This window comes from Blastococcus saxobsidens DD2 (genome assembly GCF_000284015.1).
Taxonomy (GTDB): Bacteria; Actinomycetota; Actinomycetes; order Mycobacteriales; family Geodermatophilaceae; genus Blastococcus; species Blastococcus saxobsidens_A.
This window is the reverse complement of sequence record NC_016943.1, coordinates 3,518,528-3,539,526: the sequence shown is the minus strand read 5'-3', so window position 1 is coordinate 3,539,526 and position 20,999 is coordinate 3,518,528. Positions and strand designations below refer to the sequence as shown.

The following is a 20,999-nucleotide window of genomic DNA, read 5'->3' as shown; positions in this document are numbered from 1 at the left end:
GCGGTACGGGCCGGCGCGCTCGCCGGCCCGTGCGAAGGGAGCGGGCCGTGACCCTGAGCGGCCCCGCGACGTCGACGGTGCCGGGCGCCGATCCGCGCGAGCGGTCGGCGGCCGGCCCGGCCGGGGGGCCACCCCCCGGCCGGGCGCCGCGCCGACGTCGGTCGACCGGTTTCGAGCGCGCCATGCGCCTGGTGTGGGTGCTGGCGCTGCTGGCCCTGGTGGGCTATCCGATCGCGCAGGTGTTCGGGCAGAGCTTCGTGGCCGACGACGGCGGGTTGACCCTGTCGAACTACGCGTTGCTGGGCACCGAACCCCTGTTGCTCGAGGCCATCCGCAACTCGCTCTGGATCGCCTGCGGCACGGTGCTGGGCAGCTTCCTCGTCGGCCTGCCGCTGGCCTGGTTCACCGTGCGCACGGACATGCCGATGCGGCGGTTCTTCCGCGGCAGCGCCGTCCTCACCTTCGCGGCACCCAGCTTCATCGCCGCGCTGGGGTGGGTGCTCCTGCTCGGGCCGCGCAACGGCGTCCTGAACACCACGCTGATGTCGATCTTCGGCCTGGAGGAGTCACCGTTCGACATCTTCACCCCGTGGGGAATCATCTTCGTCCTGTCGCTGTTCCTCTACCCGCTGGTCTTCCTGCCCGTGTCAGCGGCCCTCGAGGGCATCGACCCCGCACTGGAGCAGGCCGCGGCGAGCCTCGGCGCCTCCCGCTGGCGGGTGCTGCGGACGGTGACGTTCCCCGTCATCGCGCCGGCCCTGATCGCCGGCTCGATCCTGGTGTTCGTCTCCTCGGCGATCATCTTCGGCCCGGTGGCGATCCTCGGCGCACCGACCGGTTTCCAGACCATCCCGACCGTGCTGCTGAGCCTCATGCAGTTCCCGCCGCGGATCGAGGTGGCCGCGGTGATCTCCGTGCCGATCCTCGTCATCATCGCGGCGCTGCTGCTCATCCAGCGAAAGCTCGTGGGCGGCAGGAAGTTCACCGTCATCGGGGGCAAGCCGGGCCGGCAGGACGTCACGCACCTGGGAGCCGGTCGCTACCCGGCGGTGGCGTTCTGCGTGGCCGTCGTGGTGCTGAGCCTGGTCATGCCGTTCGGCATGCTGCTGGTGACGTCCTTCCGCAAGGCCCTGGGCCGTCCTCTCGGGTGGGACAACTTCACCCTGACCGGCAACTACGAAGAGGTCTTCGGCCGGCCGCTCATCGCCGCCGCCATGGGCAACAGCTTCGCGCTGGCGATCGGCGGCACCCTGCTGGCCCTGGCCGTGGCGCTGCTCGCCTCGTGGTTGGTGCACCGCACCAAGGCACGCAGCAACGCGGTGATCGTCGGTGCCATGGCCGCGCCGCTGGCCTTCCCGGGGGCGGTCCTCGGCATCGGATTGATCATCGCCTACGCCGCCCAGCCGTTCGGGCTGGGCGGGACGCTGACGATCCTGCTGATCGCCTACACGGGCAGCGCACTGCCGTTGACGTTCGCCTACGTCCACGCCGGCATGGGTCAGATCGGTGCGGAGGTGGAGGAGGCCTCCCGCAGCCTGGGCGCCTCCTGGGCGCGCACCTGGCGGCGGATCACCGTCCCGCTGCTGCGGCCCTCCCTCCTGGCCGCGGGACTGCTCAACTTCGTGCTCCTCTTCAGGGAGCTCGAGATGTCGGTGTTCCTCTACACCGGCGCCAATCCGACGGTCGCCACGGTGCTCTACAACCTGGCCAGCGAGTCGCTGTACCAGCGGGTCGGCGCGCTCTCCGTGGTGATCCTCCTGATCAACATCGTGGTGACCGTGGTCGCGATGCGGCTGCTCGACCGCAAACCCGGCGAGTCCCCCCGGCGGTCCCGCCGTTCCCCGTCCGTCGCACTCAACACACCCCCGGAGGAAGCAGCATGACCGTGACCACCACCGATGTCGGTAGCGGCGTCCACCTGCGCTACGAGACCCCGCACATCGCCGTCCTCACGCTGGACAGCCCTCCCTCCAACACCTTCAGCTGGGAGAGCCGGCGGTCCTTCATGAAGGCGCTGGACATCCTGGACGCCGACGAGAACGTCCGGTGCCTGGTGATCACCGGTGAGGGCCGCGCCTTCACCGCGGGAGCGCACCTGGGCGAGGACCAGTCCATGAGCGACGAGCAGCTGACCGACTACCTCGCCGAGTTCAGCCGGGTGCTCAACGGAGTCCAGCACTTCCGCGCGCCGGTCATCGCGGCCATCAACGGGGCGACGATCGGCGGGGGGCTGGAGTTCTCCCTCTGCTGCGACATCCGCATCGCGTCCACGGACGCGTTCTTCGTGGCCGCCGGCGTGAACGTCGGTCTCATCGTCAGCTTCTGGCGCCTGCCCCGCGTGATCGGGCTCGGCCCGGCCAAGGAGATCCTGCTGACCGGCGCCCGCTACACCGCCCAGCAGGCGCTCAACTGGGGACTGGTGACCGAGGTCCACGAGCCGGCCGATCTGATGCCTGCCGCGCTGGCGAAGGCGCAGCGCATCGCCACGCGTGCCCCGCTGTCGGTCGAGGTCACGAAGGAGGCGGTGACGGGGGCCTTCGAGATGGACTTCGCCCAGGGACAGGCGCTGCAGACCAAGCGGTTCCTGGAGATGTTCCGTACCGAGGACCACCAGGAGGCGCTCCGGGCCTTCTTCGAGAAGCGGGACGGCGACTACAACCGGCGCTGATCGATCCTCGGACGTCAACGGCGGGTCCGACCTCTCCGGAGGACGGACCCGCCGTCGGCCGTTCCGGGATCAGACCCGGCGGAGGACGCTGACCACCCGGCCGAGGATCGTCGCCTCATCGCCCGGGATGGGCTCGTAGGCGGAGTTGTGCGGCAGCAGCCACACGTGCCCGTCCCGGCGCTTGTACGTCTTGACCGTCGCCTCGCCGTCGATCATGGCGGCCACGATCTCACCGTTCTCCGCCGTGGGCTGCTGACGCACCACGACCCAGTCGCCGTCGCAGATGGCTGCCTCGACCATCGAGTCACCGGCCACCTTGAGCATGAAGACCGTGCCCTCGCCGACGAGCTCGCGCGGGAGGGGGAAGACGTCTTCCACCGCTTGCTCGGCGAGGACCGGGCCACCGGCCGCGATCCGCCCGACCAGCGGCACGTACGCGGGCGCCGACGCCCGGTCGCCGTCCCCGAGCGCCGGCGGCTCGACGACCGCGGTCGCGCTGCGGCCGGCCTCGCCGGGAAGACGCACGTCGAGGGCCCGGGGCCGGTTGGGGTCGCGGCGCAGCCAGCCCTTCTTCTGCAGGACCGACAGCTGGTGGGCGACCGACGAGGCGGAGGAGAGGCCGACGGCCTCACCGATCTCCCGGACGGACGGCGGGTAGCCGCGACGCTCGATGGAGTCGCGGATCACCTCCAGCACCCGGCGTTGCCGCTGGGTCAGGCCGTCGCCGTCGGCGCTCCGGTCGGGGAAGGTGCGCACCGACGCCGAATCGCCGGCCGGGTCCGGTGTGGTGCCCGCGGTGCCACGTCGGCCGCCGGACGTCCCACTCGAGTCCGTCACGTCTCCTCCTCGCCGGCTGCCCGTGCAGCTGCTCAGCCCTGGTCGTCGGAGGAACCGTAACGCCGATCGCCGGACAGTTCAAACAGGTGTTCGAAGATCGTCGTGTCGCGTCGCATCTGTCGGTGGCATCCGGTACACATCGGACAGACGTTCGAATCGAACGTGTGTTCGGGTCGACGGGCGTCGGCCGGCGAGAGGTGGACAGCGATGGCGAGCACTCGTGCACTGTTGGCGCATGGCGGCGAGGTGGGGGTGGAGGGCCGGGTCGCCGGCGCGGCGCCCTCCGCGCGGCATCTCCGGGCGCTGCCGCCGGTACCCGCCGCGTACGCGGTCCCGCCGGCGCCGCGACGTCGCTCGGTCGCCTTGTCGCCGGACCCCGAGGCGGTCCGACCGGTGCCGCGCCGGACGGCCGGCCCGCAGGCCCCGCCGCTGCGGTTGACCGCACGGGGCCGGCGCCTGGTGGTGGTCCTGCTGCTCCTCGTGGTCACGGGGATCGCCGCAGCCGCCGGTGCGCTGCTGAGTGACGACGCAGAGCGCCTGGAGCTCATGGGCACCAGCAGCGTCATCGTCGAGCCGGGCGACACGCTCTGGTCCATCGCGAGCGGAGTGGCAGGGGAGCGGGACGTTCGCGAGGTGATCGACGGGATCCAGCTGCTCAACGGCCTGGACAGCGCTTCCATCGAGCCCGGTCAGGTGCTCGAGCTCCCCTGAGCTCCTCGCGGTGGGCGGTCGAACGGCCCCGCGAGGACAGCTGCACAATGCGACCGGCCGACTTCGTCAACCCTGAGTGCGAGCACGTTCACGCTCTGTCGCGACGAGGCGCATACGGTCCTCCCGTGTCGAGCGTCGTGGAGAACCGAGCAGCCGTGTTCGCCAGTCAGCCCCAGGTCGTCGAGGTCTACCAGGCAGGTGCCTGGTGGGCGGGGGAGCTGCTGGGCTGGCGACATGACGACACCGGCACGTGCCAGGTGTGGGTCCGGGCGGTCGTGGACGGGATCGAGCAGACGACGTGGACCGACCTGGCGACGTTGCGGCTGCCCGAGCGCTCGCCGGCCCCGCAGGCCGCCCCGGTGGTCGCGGTGACGCAGGCCCTGCCCGCCGCCGCTCCGGCACACGACCACGACACCACTGCCAGCCTTCCCCTGAAGCGGGACCACCTCCGGCGGCCCGCTCCGGCCCGCGCCGGGGGACGACGGCGCGCACCGGAGGAGGCCGACGTCCACCTGGCCCATGCCTCCTCCACGCCGGTGCCCGCGCCGGGGCGCCACCGCGCCTCCGGTGAGGCGGTGGACGTGGCCGCCGGGCGGCATCGGGCTGCTGACACGGGGCTGTTCCCCGCCGTCGGCGGAGCCGGAGCCGAGGTGGCGCCCGCACGGCGGGACGAGTGCCCCGAGACCACCGCCCGGCCGGTCCCGTCGGCTCGTACGGCGCTTCCCGTGGAGGTGTCGTCGGTGGGCCGGGGGTGGACGCCTCCGGCCGATCTGGACGGTGACCTGCTGACCCGCCCCATGCGCCTGGGTGACCAGGTGCCGCACTCCCGCCGCCCCCGGGTGAAGGGTCCGTGCAGCAGCGTCTGACGCCAGGCGTCGCATTCGACGGCGCCGGACCCCACGGGGCCCGGCGCCGTCGGCATGCCCGGGTGCGAGCGCCGGGGGAGGGGGACCGGCGCGTCCTCCGGCAACTGTTCCGCGCGTCGCCCCGGCGTGTCGTGTGACTGGAGGGGACCGGTGTTCCGCGTGCGCACGGGCGGGTCGGGGCGGAACACGCCGGGGAAACGATCACTTGCACATCTTGTGTGGCCCGTCCTAGGGTTCCCCTACATCTAGTAGTTACAGAGCTGTAAGCCCGTCCACAGGCCCTTCCTCAGGTTCTCCCCCGAGCATCCACCGGATGTCCCCAGGGGGGTCCACAGCCGGCCGGGGGCGGGGCACCCGGAGGGAGGAGGTGAACCACCGTGCGTTGCCCGTTCTGCCACAACCCCGACAGCCGGGTCATCGACTCCCGCGAGGCCGACGAGGGCGCCACCACCCGGCGCCGTCGGTCCTGCCCGAACTGCGGGCGGCGGTTCACCACCGTCGAGGAGGCGGTGCTCGCCGTCGTCAAGCGCAACGGCGTCAGCGAGCCGTTCAACCGCAGCAAGGTGGTCGCCGGCGTCCGGCGCGCCTGCCAGGGGCGCCCCGTCGACGAGGACCAGCTGAAACTCCTCGCCCAGCAGGTCGAGGACGCCATCCGCGCCACCGGCGCCGCCGAGGTGCCCAGCCACGAGGTGGGGCTGGCCATCCTGCGGCCGCTGCGCGAGCTGGACGAGGTGGCGTATCTCCGCTTCGCCAGCGTGTACCGGGCCTTCACCTCGCTCGAGGACTTCGAGAAGGAGATCTCCGAGCTCCGGGCCCGGCACATCGCCGCGGGCACCCCGCCGCTGCCGGGCATGCAGACCGACCCACCGGTCCGCCGGCGGGGCGGTGGGCGCAGTCAGCCCACGGCCGACGCCGGCGCCGCCGGCACCTGAGAACTGTCAGTGCCCACCGATAGACAGCAGTTCGAGCAGTTACCGATCGCGGCTCTTCCCCAGCCCCCGATCCGCCACCGCGCAGCACCACCGCGCAGCCCCGCGAAGCACCATGCGACACACGACCAGGGAGAGCTCCACACCATGACCGAGACCGACGACCGCTTGGCCGGCGCCCGCACCCGCCGCAGCGCGAAGGCGCCCAGCCGGGGCAAGGGCCTCAAGATCAAGCGCGTTTTCACCACCGCCGGTGTGCACCCGTACGACGAGGTGACCTGGGAGCGCCGCGACGTCGTCATGACCAACTGGCGTGACGGCTCGATCAACTTCGAGCAGCGCGGGGTCGAGTTCCCGGCCGAGTGGAGCATCAACGCCACCAACATCGTCACCACGAAGTACTTCCGCGGTGCGGTCGGCACCTCGCAGCGGGAGACCAGCCTGCGCCAGCTCATCGACCGGGTGGTGCTGACCTACACCGAGGCCGGCCGCGAGCACGGCTACTTCGGCAGCGAGGGCGACGCCGAGATCTTCGAGCACGAGCTCACCTGGATGCTGCTGCACCAGTACTTCAGCTTCAACAGCCCCGTCTGGTTCAACGTCGGCACGAGCGCGCCGCAGCAGGTCAGCGCCTGCTTCATCCTCGCCGTCGACGACGAGATGGACTCGATCCTGAACTGGTACCGCGAGGAGGGTCTGATCTTCAAGGGCGGCTCCGGTGCCGGCCTGAACCTCTCCCGCATCCGCTCGTCGAAGGAGCTGCTCTCCTCCGGTGGCACGGCCTCCGGTCCGGTCAGCTTCATGCGCGGCGCCGACGCCTCCGCCGGGACCATCAAGTCCGGTGGCGCCACCCGACGTGCGGCGAAGATGGTCGTCCTCGACATCGACCACCCCGACGTCGAGGAGTTCATCGAGACCAAGGCGCGCGAGGAGAACAAGATCCGCGCGCTGCGCGACGCCGGGTACGACATGGACCTGGGCGGCAAGGACATCACCAGCGTCCAGTACCAGAACGCCAACAACTCCGTCCGCGTCTCCGACGAGTTCATGCGTGCGGTCGACGAGGGCGCCGCCTTCGGTCTGCGCGCCCGTCTGGACGGCTCGGTGATCGAGACCGTCGACGCCAAGACGCTGTTCCGCAAGGTCACCCAGGCCGCCTGGGAGTGCGCCGACCCGGGCATCCAGTACGACGACACGATCAACGACTGGCACACCAACCCCGAGACCGGCCGCATCAACGCGTCGAACCCGTGCTCGGAGTACATGAGCCTGGACAACAGCTCGTGCAACCTGGCGTCGCTGAACCTCATGAAGTTCCTGAAGGACGACGGCACGTTCGACAGCAAGAACTTCGTGAAGGCCGTCGAGCTGGTCATCACCGCGATGGACATCTCGATCTGCTTCGCCGACTTCCCGACCGAGCCGATCGGTGAGACCACCCGTGCCTACCGTCAGCTGGGCATCGGCTACGCCAACCTCGGCGCCCTGCTCATGGCCACCGGCCACGCCTACGACTCGCGGGGCGGCCAGAGCCTGGCCGCGGCGATCACCTCGCTGATGACCGGCACCGCCTATCGCCGCTCGGCCGAGCTCGCCGGCATCGTCGGCGCCTACGAGGGCTTCGCCCGCAACGCCGACGCCCACGCCCGGGTCATGCGCAAGCACGCCGCGGCCAACGACGCCATCCGCCCCGTCGGGGCCGACGACGCCGACGTGCTCAAGGCCGCGACCGCGCAGTGGCAGGAGTGCCTGGAGATCGGTGCCGAGAACGGCTGGCGCAACGCGCAGGCCTCGGTGCTGGCCCCCACCGGAACCATCGGCTTCATGATGGACTGCGACACGACCGGCATCGAGCCGGACTTCTCGCTGGTCAAGTTCAAGAAGCTGGTCGGCGGCGGCTCGATGCAGATCGTCAACCAGACGGTGCCGCGGGCGCTGCGCAGCCTGGGCTACCAGGAGGAGCAGATCGAGGCGATCGTCGAGTACATCGCCGAGCACGGCCACGTCGTGGACGCCCCGACCCTGCGCCCGGAGCACTACGAGGTCTTCGACTGCGCCATGGGGGAGCGGGCCATCTCGCCGATGGGCCACGTCCGCATGATGGCCGCGGTGCAGCCGTTCATCTCCGGCGCGATCAGCAAGACGGTCAACATGCCGGAGTCGGCGACCATCGAGGACGTCGAGAAGATCTACTTCGAGGGCTGGAAGCTCGGCCTCAAGGCGCTGGCGATCTACCGCGACAACTGCAAGGTCGGCCAGCCCCTGTCCGGCGGCAAGGGCAAGAACGACGGCACCAAGGACGAGGCCAAGGCCGAGGCCGAGGCGCCCGCCGCGCTGTCGCACCCGGTGCGCAAGCGGCTGCCGAAGAAGCGGACGAGCGTCACCACCTCGTTCAGCGTCGCCGGCGCCGAGGGCTACATGACCGCGGGCATGTACGAGGACGGCAGCCTGGGTGAGGTCTTCCTCAAGCTGGGCAAGCAGGGGTCGACGCTCGCCGGTGTGATGGATGCCTTCTCGATCGGCATCTCGCTGGCCCTGCAGCACGGTGTGCCGCTGGAGACCTACATCCAGAAGTTCACCAACATGCGGTTCGAGCCGGCCGGCATGACCGACGACCCGGACATCCGGATCGCCCAGTCGGTGATGGACTACATCTTCCGTCGCCTGGCGCTGGACCACCTGCCCGTGGAGAAGCGCGCCGGCCTCGGCATCTTCACCGCCGAGGAGCGGGCCGCCCAGGTCGCCGGCTCGTACGGGACCTCGGCCTCGACCGCCACCGTGCAGGAGGATGAGGTCGACCTGGAGCAGCTGCGTGGCTCCGCGCCGATCGAGGCCGCCAAGCTGCAGGAGAAGGTCACCCCCGACGGCCCGACGTCGGTCAAGGAGGCGCACTCCTCGGCCGAGCTGCTCGAGCTGGTCACCGGCACCGCCACCGACGCTCCGCTGTGCATGACGTGCGGCACGAAGATGCGCCCGGCGGGTAGCTGCTACGTCTGCGAGGGCTGCGGCTCCACCAGCGGCTGCAGCTGAAATGACCATCTCCGCCGTGATCCCTATGCGGGTCTGAGCCAGGGCGACCATCGCGCCTCGGCGCAGTGGGTCTGACCATCGCCAGTGTCCCCCCGGAGCGCGTCCCCCCGGAGCGCGTCGCTCCGGGGGGACACGCGTCGAGGAAGCGTCTATGTCGTTCGAGGACACAGACCGCCCGAACTTCCGGCCGGTGTCGACGAGACGGTCCTGTGGCGGTACCTCGACCTGCCCGAGTTCCTGGCGGTCATCGAGGCTCGACCACTGCACTACACCCGCTCGGGACTACAGCCGCTCGGACCTCAAGGCGGGCCGATGGAAGGGCACGGCCGCGCAGTCGGGGGACCCAGCCAGCGCCGGAGCGCCTACGCGTCAGCGGTAGGGAGAGGGGTCCCTCCGAGCCACTGCCGCAGCTCCGCGGCCTGCTGTTCCAACCGTCGCTTCCCGGGGCACGGCAGCGTCTCCGTCGCGACCAGATGGAGGGTCGTCCCGTCCTCGAGCAGCAGCTGGACCCGCCGCAAGGACCCGAAGCCGGCCTGGCGGCCCACCATCACCCGGTCGATGTCTGAGCGCTGGAGCCGGCGGGTCTTCAGTCGGTTCCGCACCTCGAGTGATCCGTCGGCATGCGCGCGGACGCGGCTGAGCGCCGTCGCCGTGTTGTACCCGGTGATGCCCACCGCGAAGGCCACGAAGACAGCCGTGATGAGCGGGGGACCGCCGGTGGTCAGGACGAACACCACCAGGGCGACGCCTACTACGAGAGAGGCGCCGTAGAGGGCGGTGGAGAGGCGCGGTGGGCGCAGCTCGAGCACGACGTTCGGCGAGGTCACGGCGCTGATGATGCAGTGACCCCGGTCGGGGACGCTCGCTGGCGGCCACTTGCGCCCATGCGGGTGACCGACTCAGCGGGGAGCTTCCGTTCCTCCGCATCCCCGCAGGGAGTACGGCCGGGGCGATCCAGGGGACAGGCTCCCGGAGCCTCACCACCGGGCACTGTGGGGACCCGGCAGGGGACGTGACCCCCGGTGGCACACCGCCGAGTTCATCCGGCCCAGCTGAGGGCGTCGGACGACGGCACGCTGCCAGGGTTCGCGGGAGATGTTCTGTCCCGGGTGCTGACGAAGGTGCGGGTCATGACGGCACCTTGGGCACCGGCCGGCCTGACGAAACCCCGCACGGAGATCTGGGGCGGTTCGTCATGTGAGTCCTGCGGAAGTCACAGGCTCTGACATGGGTTCGCCAGAGCCGCTCGGTCGTCCGTCTGTTTCGAGCGCATGAAGACTTCGTGAACGAGGCCGTCGCGTATTCCGGTGCCGCCGCGCACCGTCCATGCTCTACCGAGCAGAGCCACCGGAGTGAAGGGAGCGAGACGTGCGTGAGTTCGTTGACGAGGTCGCCGTCTTGAGTCGGTGGCTGGGCCGGGACGTCGCCGCGGACCTGGGCGGAGTCGTCCCGCTCTGGAACGCATTCCGGTTCCGTGATGCGGCCGTGTTCGACGCCGACCTGTCGGAGTGCGCCGGCCGGCGATACCTCGTGCGCGGTGAATCCGTGCGCGAGTTCGTCCTCAGCCAGACCACGATCGACGAGGCGTACAGCGACCTGCACCGAGGCGACGCGCTGCCCGCCGTGGCGTAGCCGTACCGCTCCGGAGGAGCTTCCGCGCGGTTCTGTTGCTAGCGTCCGCCGCATGGCCGACCTGTCGAGAACCGCCCGCGTTGACGTCCTGGTCGAGGGGTACGTGCGCATGCCGCAGGTGGCAGGCACGGTCAGCCTCATCCGGGATGCCGACCGGGTCGTGATCGTCGACCCGGGCATGGTGGCCGACCGGGACCTCATCCTCCGCCCGCTGCGTGACCTCGGGGTGCGGCCCGAGGACGTCACCGACGTCGTCGTCAGCCACCACCACCTCGACCACACGCTCAACGTCGCGCTCTTCCCCGTGGTCCCGGTGCACGACTTCCAGTCGGTCATCGACGGGGACACGTTCACCCGTCGCGCCGCCGACGGTGTGCAGCTCGCGCCCAGCATCCGCCTGCTGGCCACGCCGGGGCACACTCCGCAGGACATCACCACGCTCGTCGGCACCCCGGATGACGTCGTCGCACTCACGCACCTGTGGTGGACCGAGGACGGGCCGGCCGACGACCCCTACAGCCATGACCGGGACCAGCTCCGGCAGCAGCGTGAGCGGGTGCTCGACCTGGCCACCCTGGTGGTCTGCGCCCACGGCGCGCCCTTCCGCCCGAGCTCCGCCACGCCTCGCTGAGCCGGCCGGCCCTCGGACGGGCCGGTGGGCGATGAGTTCCGCGGCGATCGCCGGTCTTCCTCTGCACGGGACCGATCGACGTCCTGCCCGCCTGCCTGCACCAGCGACGACCCGAGGAGACCGACCATGTCCGTCCAGCTGAACCCGTACCTGAACTTCCGGGACGACGCCCGCCAGGCGATGGAGTTCTACCAGTCCGTCTTCGGCGGGACCCTCGACGTGTCCACGTTCGAGGAGTTCGGGGCCGCGCAGGACCCAGCGGAGAAGGACCTGGTCATGCACGCCCAGCTGCGTGGTGACCACGGCGTCGTCTTCATGGCCTCGGACACGCCGCGCAGCATGGAGTTCCGGCGCGGCACGGACATGAACATGTCGCTCAGCGGTGATGACGAGGCACTGCTCCGGGGCTGGTTCGATCGGCTCTCCGACGGCGGCAGCGTCGCCATGCCGCTGGAGAAGGCCCCGTGGGGGGACGTCTTCGGGATGTGCGTCGACCGGTTCGGCGTCAACTGGCTGGTGAACGTCGCCGGTCGGGACGCCGGCGGCTGATCGACGCGCTCGAGCGGGGAACGCCGGAGATCCCGGCGTTCCCCGCTCGGCCGGTACCGCTCAGCGCCGGCCACAGGCCTTGAGGTCCACCCGCAGCTGCTGCCCCCGGTCGACGACCACCGGCACCGTCTGCCGAACCTGGCCGGCGACCTCGCAGGTCAGCGTCCAGTTCTCCACCAGCCCGGGCACCGACGAGGACTCCGCGTCGAACAGCGACGCGGTGAGCGTCCACGTCGGAGCCACGGAGGCGAAGTTGATCGCCCGGAGCACGTAGGTGCCCTGGGCCGGGTCCTGCAGCAGCACCCGCTCCTTCTCCCCGACGAAGTTGCCCGAGCCGCCCACCTGCTCCAGCGAGCCGTCGGCGTTCTTCCGGTACACCTCGAGGTCCATGTCGTCCGGCGTCGGCCAGTCGAGCACGATCTCGAACAGGTCGGCGTCCCGGTCGACGGTGAACTCGGAGTCGGTCGACTGCAGCGGCAGCGTCGTCCCGGTGAACGTCTCCTGCGCCACCGGCTCGGACGACACCGTCTCCACCTGCCGGTCCTTGACCACCGGACGGGTCGAGGGGTTGACGTGCCAGGTGAACCGGCCGTCGGGCCCGACCGTCATGGCCGTGTCCAGGGTGTCCTCGATCGACCCTGTCCAGGTCGGGGTGGCGACGGTCTTCCGCAGCCGCAGGGTCGCCCCGGCGGGCGCCTTGCCGGTGAGGACGGAGTGCGTCGCCGGGTTCACCGCGTTCTCCAGCGCCAGGAGGTACGCCTCCCGGTTCCCCCTGCCCGCGTGCTCGCCGGCGCCGAGGTACTCGTCGATCACCTGGGGAAACGGCGGGTGGAACTCGTCGGGCCCGATCTCGAAGGTGTAGCCGAAGCCGCCGGTGGCGTTGTACGACCAGTCCTCGGTGGAGCCGGTGGTGTCGTACAGCTCCCAGGCGTGCTGGCTGGTGTAGCCGTTCTGCGCGGCCATCGCGTCACCGAGCGCCTTGAGCGCGGCCTCGTCGTAGGGGTCGCCGAGCGGGATCCCCTCACTGGGCGGCACCTGGTCCGGGGCGACGCCGCCCGGCCGCAGCACCAGGTTGGAGAACGTGTGGTTGGTGATCAGCGTGGTCACGTGCCGGCCGCTGACCAGTTCGCGGATGTTCTGCGTCTCCGGCTCCGAGAACGCCGCCGCGCCCCGGTAGGTCGGGTCAGCGAACAGGTCGGAGGCGCCCGGCCCGCCCCAGTAGCCGCCGTAGTTGCGGTTGAGGTCCACGCCGGTGCCGTAGCCGCCGGGGCTGGTCAGGCTGCCGGCCCGGCAGGTGCCGTCGGGGGTGTCCTGACCGTCGACCAGGCGGCAGTTCTTCCGCTTGTAGGCGTTGCCGGGCGTGCCGAGGATCGTGCCGGTGCCGCCCTGGTCGACCTCGCGGAGGTCGACCAGGCCGCCGTCGGTGCGGGAGAGCTCGAAGCCGTCGACGTTGACGACCGGGACCACCACGACCCGGGACCGGTTCACCAGGTCGGTGATCCGCGGGTCGTTGCCGTAGTTCTCCACCAGGTCGACGGCGAACTCCATCGCGTGCTCGCCGGAGGGCCACTCGCGCGCGTGGTGAACGCCGAGCATCACGAACGTCGGCAGCCCGCGGTCCGGGCCGCGGACGTCCGCGCCGATCTCGACGCCGTGGATCTCCCGGCCGTCCAGCGACCGGTGGGGCAGCGTGATCAGCTCCACCAGGTCGGGGTGGTCGCGCTCGAGTGCGGCCATGTCGGCGTCGTAGTCGGCCAGCGTGCGGTAGGCGTCCCGGCCCGACGGCAGCGGCGAGGTGGTCGTGGCGGCGGCGTAGGCGGCGTTGACCCGGCTGTTCTCCGCCTCGCGGACCAGCAGGTCGGGGATGCGGACGGCGTAGGAGAGCCCGGCGGCGAGCAGCGCCGTGACGTCGGCGGGGGAGTGCAGCACCACCTCGACGTAGTCGTGGCCGGCGTGCTCGGTCAGGTCGAGACCGAGGGTCTGCAGCAGCCGCTTGTCCTCGCGGGTCGGGGTGTCGACGGTGACCAGCTGCGGCCGGAACTCCTCGGCCGTCAACTCCCCTCCCGTCGCCGCTGCGGGCGCAGCGGGTGCGGTCGCCGTGGTCACGGCGACGAGGACGGCGGTGCCGACCGCGCACAGCGCGGCACGTCTGCGGGGGGATCGGGGGTTCATAGCGCCTCTCCGGTGCGAGCAGGGTGCGTCGTGGTCTGAGCCAACGAGCACCCGCCCGGGAGGTCACGCTGCTGCCGGCACCACCGGTGGGGTGGGCAGCCGGGAGGGCCGTCCGGTCATGCGCCGCAGGGCGGCACCTCCGCGGCCGTCAGGGCCCAGGCCGGGAGCTCGGCGCGGAACGTGCCGCGCAGGGCCGGCGATCCGGTGACCCGCCAGTCCACCGGGCCGCCGACCTCGGGTTCGTGCTCGTGCCACTCGAACCGGTCGACCATCGCCGGCCGGGGCAGCTGCTGGTGCAGCTGCGGGTCGAGGAGCTGCCGCCACCAGACCTGCTTGACGGCCAGCTCGTCGCCCCGGGCGCGCCTCGGCCGTTGTAGCCGGCCAGCCTGGCGGCTGCGCCCACCCGGGGTCGCGGTCAGTCCGGCAGGTGGACGGCGGCTGGACGGCCCGGCGGCCGGCGCGGGAGGATGCCTCATGACGGAGAACCGCTACGCCATCGCGCTGGACCAGCTCGAAGGCGGTGTCCGGGTCGAGCCTGCCGAGCAGGTGGCCGAGCACCCCGAGCCGGGGCCGCCGCCGGCGGATGGCTGGAGCACCGATCCGCGGCCGTACGCCGGTGGCGCCGCGGGCGACGCCGACGGCGACTGACCGCTCGACGCCCGGGGTCAGACCCGGTCGTTCCTCTTGGTCCAGCCGAACGCAGCCGTGGCCAGGAACAGCACCAGGCCGATCATCAGCAGCCAGAACAGGCCCTCGACCACCGCACCGATGACGGCGAGCGCGAGCCAGACGACCAGCAGCAGTCCGAGCAGGCGCAGCAGCACGGGGCACTCCGGGGGGACGGCGGGACGGGCGTCGGCCAGCCTAGGCGACCCAGCGGGCCCGGCGGGCGTCGGAAAGGATGGGGGCATGCCCTTCTCCGCAGCCGACGACCGTTACGACTCCATGGCCTACCGGCGCACCGGCCGCAGCGGCCTGGACCTGCCGGTGATCAGCCTGGGGCTGTGGCACAACTTCGGGGACGACGTGCCCTTCGACCGGCAGCGCGACATCCTGCGCCGCGCCTTCGACCTGGGCATCACCCACTTCGACCTGGCCAACAACTACGGACCGCCCTACGGGTCTGCGGAGACCAACTTCGGCCGGCACCTCGGCGACGACTTCCGGCCCTACCGGGACGAGCTGGTCCTCAGCACCAAGGCCGGCTACGACATGTGGCCCGGTCCGTACGGCCAGGGCGGCGGGTCGCGGAAGTACCTGACCGCGAGCCTGGACCAGTCGCTGCGCCGCATGCGGCTGGACTACGTCGACATCTTCTACTCGCACCGGCCCGACCCGACGACGCCGCTCGAGGAGACGATGGGGGCGCTGGACGCCGCCGTCCGCTCCGGCAAGGCGCTGTACGCGGGCATCTCCTCCTACTCGCCCGGGGACACCGCCGAGGCCGCGGCGATCCTGGCCGATCTGGGGACGCCGCTGCTGATCCACCAGCCCTCGTACTCGATGCTCAACCGCTGGATCGAGCGCGACGGTCTGCTGGACACCCTGACCGACGTCGGCGCCGGCTGCATCGCGTTCTCCCCGCTGGCGCAGGGGATGCTCACCGACAAGTACCTGGGCGGCGTGCCCGAGGGCTCGCGGGCCAGCCAGGGGAAGTCGCTGTCGCCGGACTTCCTCACCGAGGAGGCGCTCGGCCACGTCCGTGCGCTGGACGAGCTGGCGCAGCGGCGCGGGCAGAGCCTGGCGCAGATGGCGCTGGCCTGGGCGTTGCGCGACGAGCAGGTGACGACGGTGCTCGTCGGCGCCAGCAGCGTCGGGCAGCTGGAGCAGAACGTCGGGGCGCTGGGGAACCTCGGCTTCTCCGACGACGAGCTGGCCGCGATCGACCAGCACGCCGTGGACAGCGGTATCGATCTCTGGGAAGGCCCGCGCACCGCCGGCTGACCGCCTGTGGATGACGGCAGCGGATCCGGTGCGCTTCTCTCTAGCATCCGCCGGGTGAGCCACCGTCTGGAAGTCGAGACATCCGTGCTGCACGACGCGGGCCGGTCCCTGCTGGTCGTCCACCAGGAGTTCGAGGGGGCACGGGACGTCGCCGACGTCGGTGGCGACGTGATCGCGCACGACCGGCTGCGGGACCGGCTGCACGAGTTCGCGACCAGCTGGGACAGCCGGCGGATCGAGATGGCCACCATGATCGAGGGGCTCGGGCAGGCCGCGAAGGACGCCGCGACCACCTACGAGCGGATCGAGTCCGAGCTGGTGGCGGCGATGGCGGGGGAGAAGTGAGCCGCCCGCGGGACTGGACGCCGCTGCGCCCGTCGGACCCGGTCGGCGGCGATCCCGCGGCGATCGCGCGCCTGGCCCAGCGGTACGCGGCCACCGCGGCGGCGATCAGCACGGCGGCCACCGCCCTGCGCGAGATCCACGACAGCACCACCGTCTGGGAGTCCGAGGCCGGCCGGGCCTTCCGCGACCGCACCACCGAGGTCGGCGACACGATCGTCCAGGCCAGGGAGCGCTACGAGCGGACGGCGGCGGCTCTGGCCGGCTACGCCACGACTCTGGACGGCATCCAGGCAGAGGCCGATCTCGTGCTGGCGAGAGCGAAGCGGGCCGAGGCGGCCCGCGATGCCGCGTGGCGGGCCCGGGAGCGCAACTCCGCGCTGAGCGAAGCCGATCCCGTGGCCGGCAGCCGGGCGCACGACGACGCGGCGGCGGCCACGGCCGACATCCACGCGGCCGGCGCGGACCTCCGGGAGCTGGAGGACGAGTGGCGGTCGGCCGGGAACGCCGCCGCCGACGCGATCGAGGAGGTCAACAGCGGGGACCGGCTCGAGGACGACGTCTGGGACGACCTCCTCGACGCGGTGCGCGTCATCACCGGCTGGGCAGGGGATCTGTCGGCCCTGCTGGGCGTGCTCTCCGTGGCCTTGAGCGTCATCCCCGCACTGCAGCCGTTCGCCGCCCTCCTGGCGGCCGCCGCACTGGTCCTCGGCCTGGTCTCCCTCGCCGGCAGCTCGGTGCTCCTGTTCCACGGCCGTGCCGCGCTGGGCGACGTCCTGCTGGGCGTCGTGAGCGTCGTGACCTTCGGCGCGGGGCGCGCGTTCGTGCTCGCTGGGCAGGCCGTGCGACAGGGTGCCCGAGGCCTCGCGAGGCCGGCGTTCATCCGGTCGCAGCGCGCCCGGGGCGCGAGCCCGCGGCAGGCGGACCGGATCGCCCTCACCGGCCGCGTCACCGGAGGGGGCCGGCCGGCGAAGGCGAACACCACTCGTGCCGTCAGCGGCTCGGGCTGCTGGCCCACCAGGTCGGAGTGGGCCTCGGCGTACCGCCCGTCGTCGATCCACACGCCCCCCGCGACCGGCAGGGCGCCGGAGTTCCCGGCCGGCACCGACTGCCTTCCCGAGGTCGCGGCGGCCCTACGGCGGGCGCGCTACGCGGACACCGGGGCGCAGGTGTCGGGCGTCGCAGGTCTGGGCGTGAGCAGTGCACAGCTGACCATCCCGGAGGGACCGCCGCGTCCGCCGGTCTCCCGCGACCGGTGAACGGCTCCGATCCGCGGCTCGTGCTCCTGGCCGGCAGGCGGGCTCTGCGGCGGGCTGCGCTGTGACGGCGCACGTGTCGCAGGCGGCCGCGGGGGTTGCCCCGAGGGACTTCACCTTCCTCGTGCCGAACGACTGGGCGCGGGTGCGGGTGGACGACCGGGCCCACTGCGAGGACGACGTCCGGCAGATCGCCCGGGTGGTGACCAGGGGCCGGCCCGACCGGCACTCCCTCTACCCGCAGGTGGTCCGTCTCCTGCACGACACCGTGGAGTCCCACACGCGGGAGTACGCGGTCGAGATCTACCTGTCCCTGCTGCAGAGCGGGGGACTGCCGATCGCCTGTTCGATGGTGGTCGACGTGGTCTCTTCGCGGCAGGTGGGGGCGGGCACCGACGGGGGGCTGGCCGCGTTCCTCGCGACGGCCGGCGCGGGCGACGCGGAGGTGCTGGAACTGATGTCCGGTCTCGTACCGCGGGTGCGGCGCCGACGCACCGCGACCGTTCCCGGTACGACCGAGGCCGTGGAGACCGAAGTGCTGCAGTACCGCTATCCGATCGCCGGTGGAGGGTTCGTCCTGCTGACGTTCGCCACGCCCCAGCTGCAGCTGCTGGAACCGCTCACCGCTCTGTTCGACGCGGTGGCCGGCTCCTTCCGGTGGCTCCCGTGACCGGGCCGATCCGGGACTGGGCCTACGACGTCGAGCCACCGGACGACGGCTGGATCTGGGTGCCCGACCCGGAGGAGGACCTCGCGGCCTGGGCGCAGGCGGCGTGCGCCGACCTGTTCGTCACCGGACCGGCGGAGGTCGAACTCGCCGACCAGCTGCGCTCCGTCGCACGCCGGCTGCGGGAGCGAGCCCCCGACACCGGCGCGTTGTGGATCCCCGACCCGGTGTACGGGGTGCTCGCCACGCTGGTCACCGACCGCGTCAGGGTCGCGGGGACACCGGAGGAACTGGTCGCGGAGTACCGGTTCGCGGCCGATCCGGGGCTGGCGCCGCCCCAGGTGGCGATCGTGCAGCTGCCGGCCGGGCCCGCGGTGCGCGTCCGTCGCCTGGAGACCGTCGCCAACGGACTGGGTGCGGAGCAGCTGATCGAGACGGTGACGCACCTGGTGCTGCCGCCGGGGATCGTGGACGTCGACGACGCCCCGACCGCCATCGAGCTCGTCGTGACGTGGACGCTCCTGCAGGAAGGCGACGAGTTCGCGCAGATGGCCGCCGAGGCCGCCGGGCGGCTCCGCATCGTGCCCGGCTGATGGCGCCCACGACCTGATCCGCCTCCGCCCCACCGCGTATCTCACCCCGACGGGGGATGTGCCGCGGGACCAGGCGTGTCGATGCCTGCGGCGTGAGCACAATCGCGACCGCCCGCCAGGGCAGCGGCCTCCCCACGCCCGCCGGCGGCTACACCGCGGCGGGCCTCGGGCGGCCGACCGGAGCGCGCGACGCCGTCCCCGCGCCGGAGAGCACCCTGCGGCTGGCCGTGGTCCGGACCGTGGCCGTGGCCGCCGTCCTGGCCACCGGCGGCTACCTGACCTGGCGCCTGTTCAGCACCCTGCCGGAGGGCCCGGCACTGTGGATCGGCGTGCCCTTCCTGGCGCTGGAGCTCTACGGCGGCATCGGCCTCGTGCTGTTCGTGATGACGACGTGGAACGTGGCGCCGGCCACCGTCCCGCCGCCGCGGCCGGGCCCCGCCCCGTCGGTCACCGTCCTCGTCGCCACCTACAACGAGCACCTCGACGTGCTGCTGCCCACGGTCGCCGCCTGCCTGGCCATGGCCGGCGACCACGAGACCTGGGTGCTGGACGACGGCGACCGGCTCGAGGTGGAGGAGATGGTCACCGCCCTGGGCGCGCGCTACGTCAGCCGCGCGGAGCACGACCACGCCAAGGCCGGCAACCTCAACCACGCGCTGGGGCTGGTGCAGACGGAGCTGGTGGCGGTGTTCGACGCCGACCACGTGCCCGAGCCGGAGTTCCTGACCCGCACGGTGCCCTACTTCGCCGACGACCGGCTCGCCCTGGTGCAGACCCCGCAGCACTTCTACAACACGACGTCCTTCGAGCACCTGCGCCCGGACGTCGACCTGCACGAGGAGTCGCTGTTCTACCGGGTCATCCAGCCGGGCAAGCACCACGCCGGGGCGGCCTTCTGGTGCGGCACCAACGCCGTCCTGCGTGCCAGTGCGCTCCGGGAGATCGGCGGCGTGGCCACGGAGTCGCTCACCGAGGACTTCCACACCACCATGAAGCTGCACCGCGCCGGCTGGCGGAGCGCCTACCACAACGAGGTGCTCGCCCGGGGCCTGGCGGCCGGCAGCCCGGACGCCTTCTACGCCCAGCGGCGCCGCTGGGGCCGGGGCGCCATGCAGGTCATCCAGCACGACAACCCGCTCACCGCCACCGGGCTCACCCTGCGGCAGCGGCTGGGCTACCTCTACTCGCTGTCGGCGTGGTTCGACTCGTGGCGGACCCTGGGCATGGCGCTCGTGCCGGTGGCCGTGCTGGTCACCGGGCTGTTCCCGGTGGAGGCGTCGCCGGCGCAGTTCGCGCTCATGGCCGGCGTACCGTACCTGCTGCAACAGGTCGCCCTCACTCTGCTGTCGCGCGGGTTCGCCTCGGCCCGGTTCTCCCTGCTGTTCGAGGTGGTGCGGCTGCCGTCCAACCTCGCCGCCACACTGACGCTGGTCCGGCGCGGCACCGGCCGGTTCGCGGTCACCGCCAAGGGGCGCACCGGTGAGGCGCGCACCCGCGCCCGGGTGCCGCGGCTGCTTCTCGTGCTGGCCGCGGTCCTCGTCGGCGGCCTCCTGTACACGGCGGCCAGCACCGTCGGCTGGACCCCGACCCGGCACGGGCCCGGCGCCATGACGCTGATCCCGGTGTTCTGGGCGGTGGTCACCCTCGGTTTCGTGCTGGCCGCGATCCGGCGGATCCGTGACCCCCGGTTCTCGGCCGAGCGACGGGAGGGCCACCGGTTCCCCGCCACCATGCAGGCCGTCATCGACGGCGTCCCCGCCCGGCTGGTCGACGTCTCCCTCGGCGGCGCGCAGGTGCGGGCCCGGGGGGCCGGCGCCACCGTCGGGGCGGAGGTCGAGCTGGCCATCCGGGTGCCCGACCGGGCGGCGCACGTGGTTTTCCGGGCCACGGTCCGCTCCCGGCAGGGCGACGTCCACCGGCTGCAGTTCACCGGACGGCAGTGGGCCGAGCTGGCCGCGCTCTCGGCGACGGCGTTCGGTGCCGGTGCCGCCCGCTGGGCGGCGGCCGCCGAGGTCACCCCGTCCACCGTGCCGGCGCCGAGTACCCGTGCCCGGGCCGCCGACGGGCGCGCGGACGCGGTGGCGGCTGCCGTGCACAGCCCGTTCGTCTCCTCGGCCGGGCTCCCGCCGCGAGCGGCGACACCGAGCCGATCCCGCGGCTGACGTCGGAGCT

The 20,999-nt window shown here is 72.1% G+C and carries 21 protein-coding genes; 16 read left to right on the top strand and 5 right to left on the bottom strand.

Going from position 1 to position 20,999, the window contains the following annotated elements:
- The first annotated feature begins 47 nt into the window (after nt 1-47).
- Both BLASA_RS16735 and BLASA_RS16730 read left to right on the top strand, forming a co-directional pair.
- Nucleotides 48-1,883, top strand: a complete 1,836-nt coding sequence (locus BLASA_RS16735; RefSeq protein WP_014377396.1) for an ABC transporter permease — start codon at nt 48-50, stop codon at nt 1,881-1,883.
- Complete coding sequence (locus BLASA_RS16730; RefSeq protein WP_014377395.1) at nt 1,880-2,668, top strand: enoyl-CoA hydratase/isomerase family protein; 789 nt, start codon at nt 1,880-1,882, stop codon at nt 2,666-2,668. Before BLASA_RS16735 ends, BLASA_RS16730 begins: the two co-directional genes overlap by 4 nt.
- A 69-nt stretch (nt 2,669-2,737) precedes the next feature.
- On the opposite strand, the gene lexA is transcribed toward BLASA_RS16730, so the two are convergent.
- Entirely contained in the window at nt 2,738-3,505 is a 768-nt protein-coding gene (lexA, locus tag BLASA_RS16725) for a transcriptional repressor LexA (protein WP_014377394.1), read from the bottom strand.
- Between the two features lie 207 nt (nt 3,506-3,712).
- On the opposite strand from lexA, the gene BLASA_RS16720 reads away from it, so the two are divergent.
- The 4 genes from BLASA_RS16720 (at nt 3,713) to BLASA_RS16705 (ending at nt 9,041) form a co-directional block, all read left to right on the top strand.
- Complete coding sequence (locus tag BLASA_RS16720; protein WP_085972518.1) at nt 3,713-4,216, top strand: LysM peptidoglycan-binding domain-containing protein; 504 nt, start codon at nt 3,713-3,715, stop codon at nt 4,214-4,216.
- A 125-nt stretch (nt 4,217-4,341) separates the two neighbouring features.
- Nucleotides 4,342-5,082 carry a hypothetical protein gene (locus BLASA_RS16715; RefSeq protein WP_014377393.1) on the top strand — a complete coding sequence of 247 codons (741 nt, stop codon included), beginning with the start codon at nt 4,342-4,344 and terminating at the stop codon, nt 5,080-5,082.
- A gap of 377 nt (nt 5,083-5,459) precedes the next feature.
- Nucleotides 5,460-6,014 carry a transcriptional regulator NrdR gene (nrdR, locus tag BLASA_RS16710; protein WP_014377392.1) on the top strand — a complete coding sequence of 185 codons (555 nt, stop codon included), beginning with the start codon at nt 5,460-5,462 and terminating at the stop codon, nt 6,012-6,014.
- A 144-nt stretch (nt 6,015-6,158) separates the two neighbouring features.
- On the top strand, nt 6,159-9,041 hold the full coding sequence (locus BLASA_RS16705) for a vitamin B12-dependent ribonucleotide reductase (protein ID WP_014377391.1): 2,883 nt from the start codon (nt 6,159-6,161) through the stop codon (nt 9,039-9,041).
- A 362-nt stretch (nt 9,042-9,403) separates the two neighbouring features.
- Here BLASA_RS16705 and BLASA_RS16700 read toward each other — a convergent pair whose 3' ends face one another.
- Complete coding sequence (locus tag BLASA_RS16700) at nt 9,404-9,868, bottom strand: PH domain-containing protein (RefSeq protein ID WP_014377390.1); 465 nt, start codon at nt 9,866-9,868, stop codon at nt 9,404-9,406.
- A gap of 541 nt (nt 9,869-10,409) precedes the next feature.
- Here BLASA_RS16700 and BLASA_RS16695 point away from each other — a divergent pair.
- The 3 genes from BLASA_RS16695 (at nt 10,410) to BLASA_RS16685 (ending at nt 11,853) form a co-directional block, all read left to right on the top strand.
- Complete coding sequence (locus BLASA_RS16695) at nt 10,410-10,673, top strand: hypothetical protein (RefSeq protein ID WP_014377389.1); 264 nt, start codon at nt 10,410-10,412, stop codon at nt 10,671-10,673.
- Between the two features lie 52 nt (nt 10,674-10,725).
- On the top strand, nt 10,726-11,304 hold the full coding sequence (locus BLASA_RS16690; protein WP_014377388.1) for an MBL fold metallo-hydrolase: 579 nt from the start codon (nt 10,726-10,728) through the stop codon (nt 11,302-11,304).
- Between the two features lie 126 nt (nt 11,305-11,430).
- Nucleotides 11,431-11,853: a VOC family protein gene (locus BLASA_RS16685; protein WP_014377387.1), complete on the top strand. Its 423-nt coding sequence runs from the start codon at nt 11,431-11,433 to the stop codon at nt 11,851-11,853.
- A gap of 60 nt (nt 11,854-11,913) precedes the next feature.
- Here BLASA_RS16685 and BLASA_RS16680 read toward each other — a convergent pair whose 3' ends face one another.
- Together BLASA_RS16680 and BLASA_RS16675 are read right to left on the bottom strand one after the other, a co-directional pair.
- A complete protein-coding gene (locus BLASA_RS16680; protein ID WP_014377386.1) occupies nt 11,914-14,025 on the bottom strand; it encodes a M14 family zinc carboxypeptidase in 2,112 nt (703 codons plus the stop codon).
- Nucleotides 14,026-14,141: 116 nt separating this feature from the next.
- Complete coding sequence (locus tag BLASA_RS16675; RefSeq protein WP_041775818.1) at nt 14,142-14,501, bottom strand: hypothetical protein; 360 nt, start codon at nt 14,499-14,501, stop codon at nt 14,142-14,144.
- On the opposite strand from BLASA_RS16675, the gene BLASA_RS25185 reads away from it, so the two are divergent.
- The gene (locus BLASA_RS25185; RefSeq protein WP_166486573.1) at nt 14,500-14,673 is read left to right on the top strand and encodes a hypothetical protein; all 174 of its coding nucleotides are present in this window, start codon (nt 14,500-14,502) and stop codon (nt 14,671-14,673) included. The genes BLASA_RS16675 and BLASA_RS25185 overlap by 2 nt on opposite strands.
- A gap of 17 nt (nt 14,674-14,690) precedes the next feature.
- Here the strand turns inward: BLASA_RS25185 and BLASA_RS25180 are convergent, their stop codons facing one another.
- Complete coding sequence (locus BLASA_RS25180; RefSeq protein ID WP_014377384.1) at nt 14,691-14,849, bottom strand: hypothetical protein; 159 nt, start codon at nt 14,847-14,849, stop codon at nt 14,691-14,693.
- Between the two features lie 85 nt (nt 14,850-14,934).
- Between BLASA_RS25180 and mgrA the strand changes: the two genes are divergently transcribed.
- The 6 genes from mgrA (at nt 14,935) to BLASA_RS23625 (ending at nt 20,989) form a co-directional block, all read left to right on the top strand.
- Nucleotides 14,935-15,969 carry an L-glyceraldehyde 3-phosphate reductase gene (mgrA, locus tag BLASA_RS16665; RefSeq protein WP_014377383.1) on the top strand — a complete coding sequence of 345 codons (1,035 nt, stop codon included), beginning with the start codon at nt 14,935-14,937 and terminating at the stop codon, nt 15,967-15,969.
- A gap of 54 nt (nt 15,970-16,023) precedes the next feature.
- Nucleotides 16,024-16,314, top strand: a complete 291-nt coding sequence (locus tag BLASA_RS16660; protein WP_166486572.1) for a hypothetical protein — start codon at nt 16,024-16,026, stop codon at nt 16,312-16,314.
- Complete coding sequence (locus BLASA_RS16655; protein ID WP_014377381.1) at nt 16,311-17,570, top strand: hypothetical protein; 1,260 nt, start codon at nt 16,311-16,313, stop codon at nt 17,568-17,570. The genes BLASA_RS16660 and BLASA_RS16655 overlap by 4 nt, the downstream gene beginning before the upstream one ends.
- A 61-nt stretch (nt 17,571-17,631) precedes the next feature.
- A complete protein-coding gene (locus BLASA_RS16650; RefSeq protein WP_014377380.1) occupies nt 17,632-18,237 on the top strand; it encodes a hypothetical protein in 606 nt (201 codons plus the stop codon).
- Entirely contained in the window at nt 18,234-18,827 is a 594-nt protein-coding gene (locus tag BLASA_RS16645; protein WP_014377379.1) for a hypothetical protein, read from the top strand. Before BLASA_RS16650 ends, BLASA_RS16645 begins: the two co-directional genes overlap by 4 nt.
- 92 nt (nt 18,828-18,919) lie before the next feature.
- Nucleotides 18,920-20,989 (top strand): glycosyltransferase, encoded by a 2,070-nt coding sequence (locus tag BLASA_RS23625; RefSeq protein ID WP_014377378.1) that lies wholly within the window; start codon nt 18,920-18,922, stop codon nt 20,987-20,989.
- The last annotated feature ends 10 nt before the right edge of the window (nt 20,990-20,999 follow it).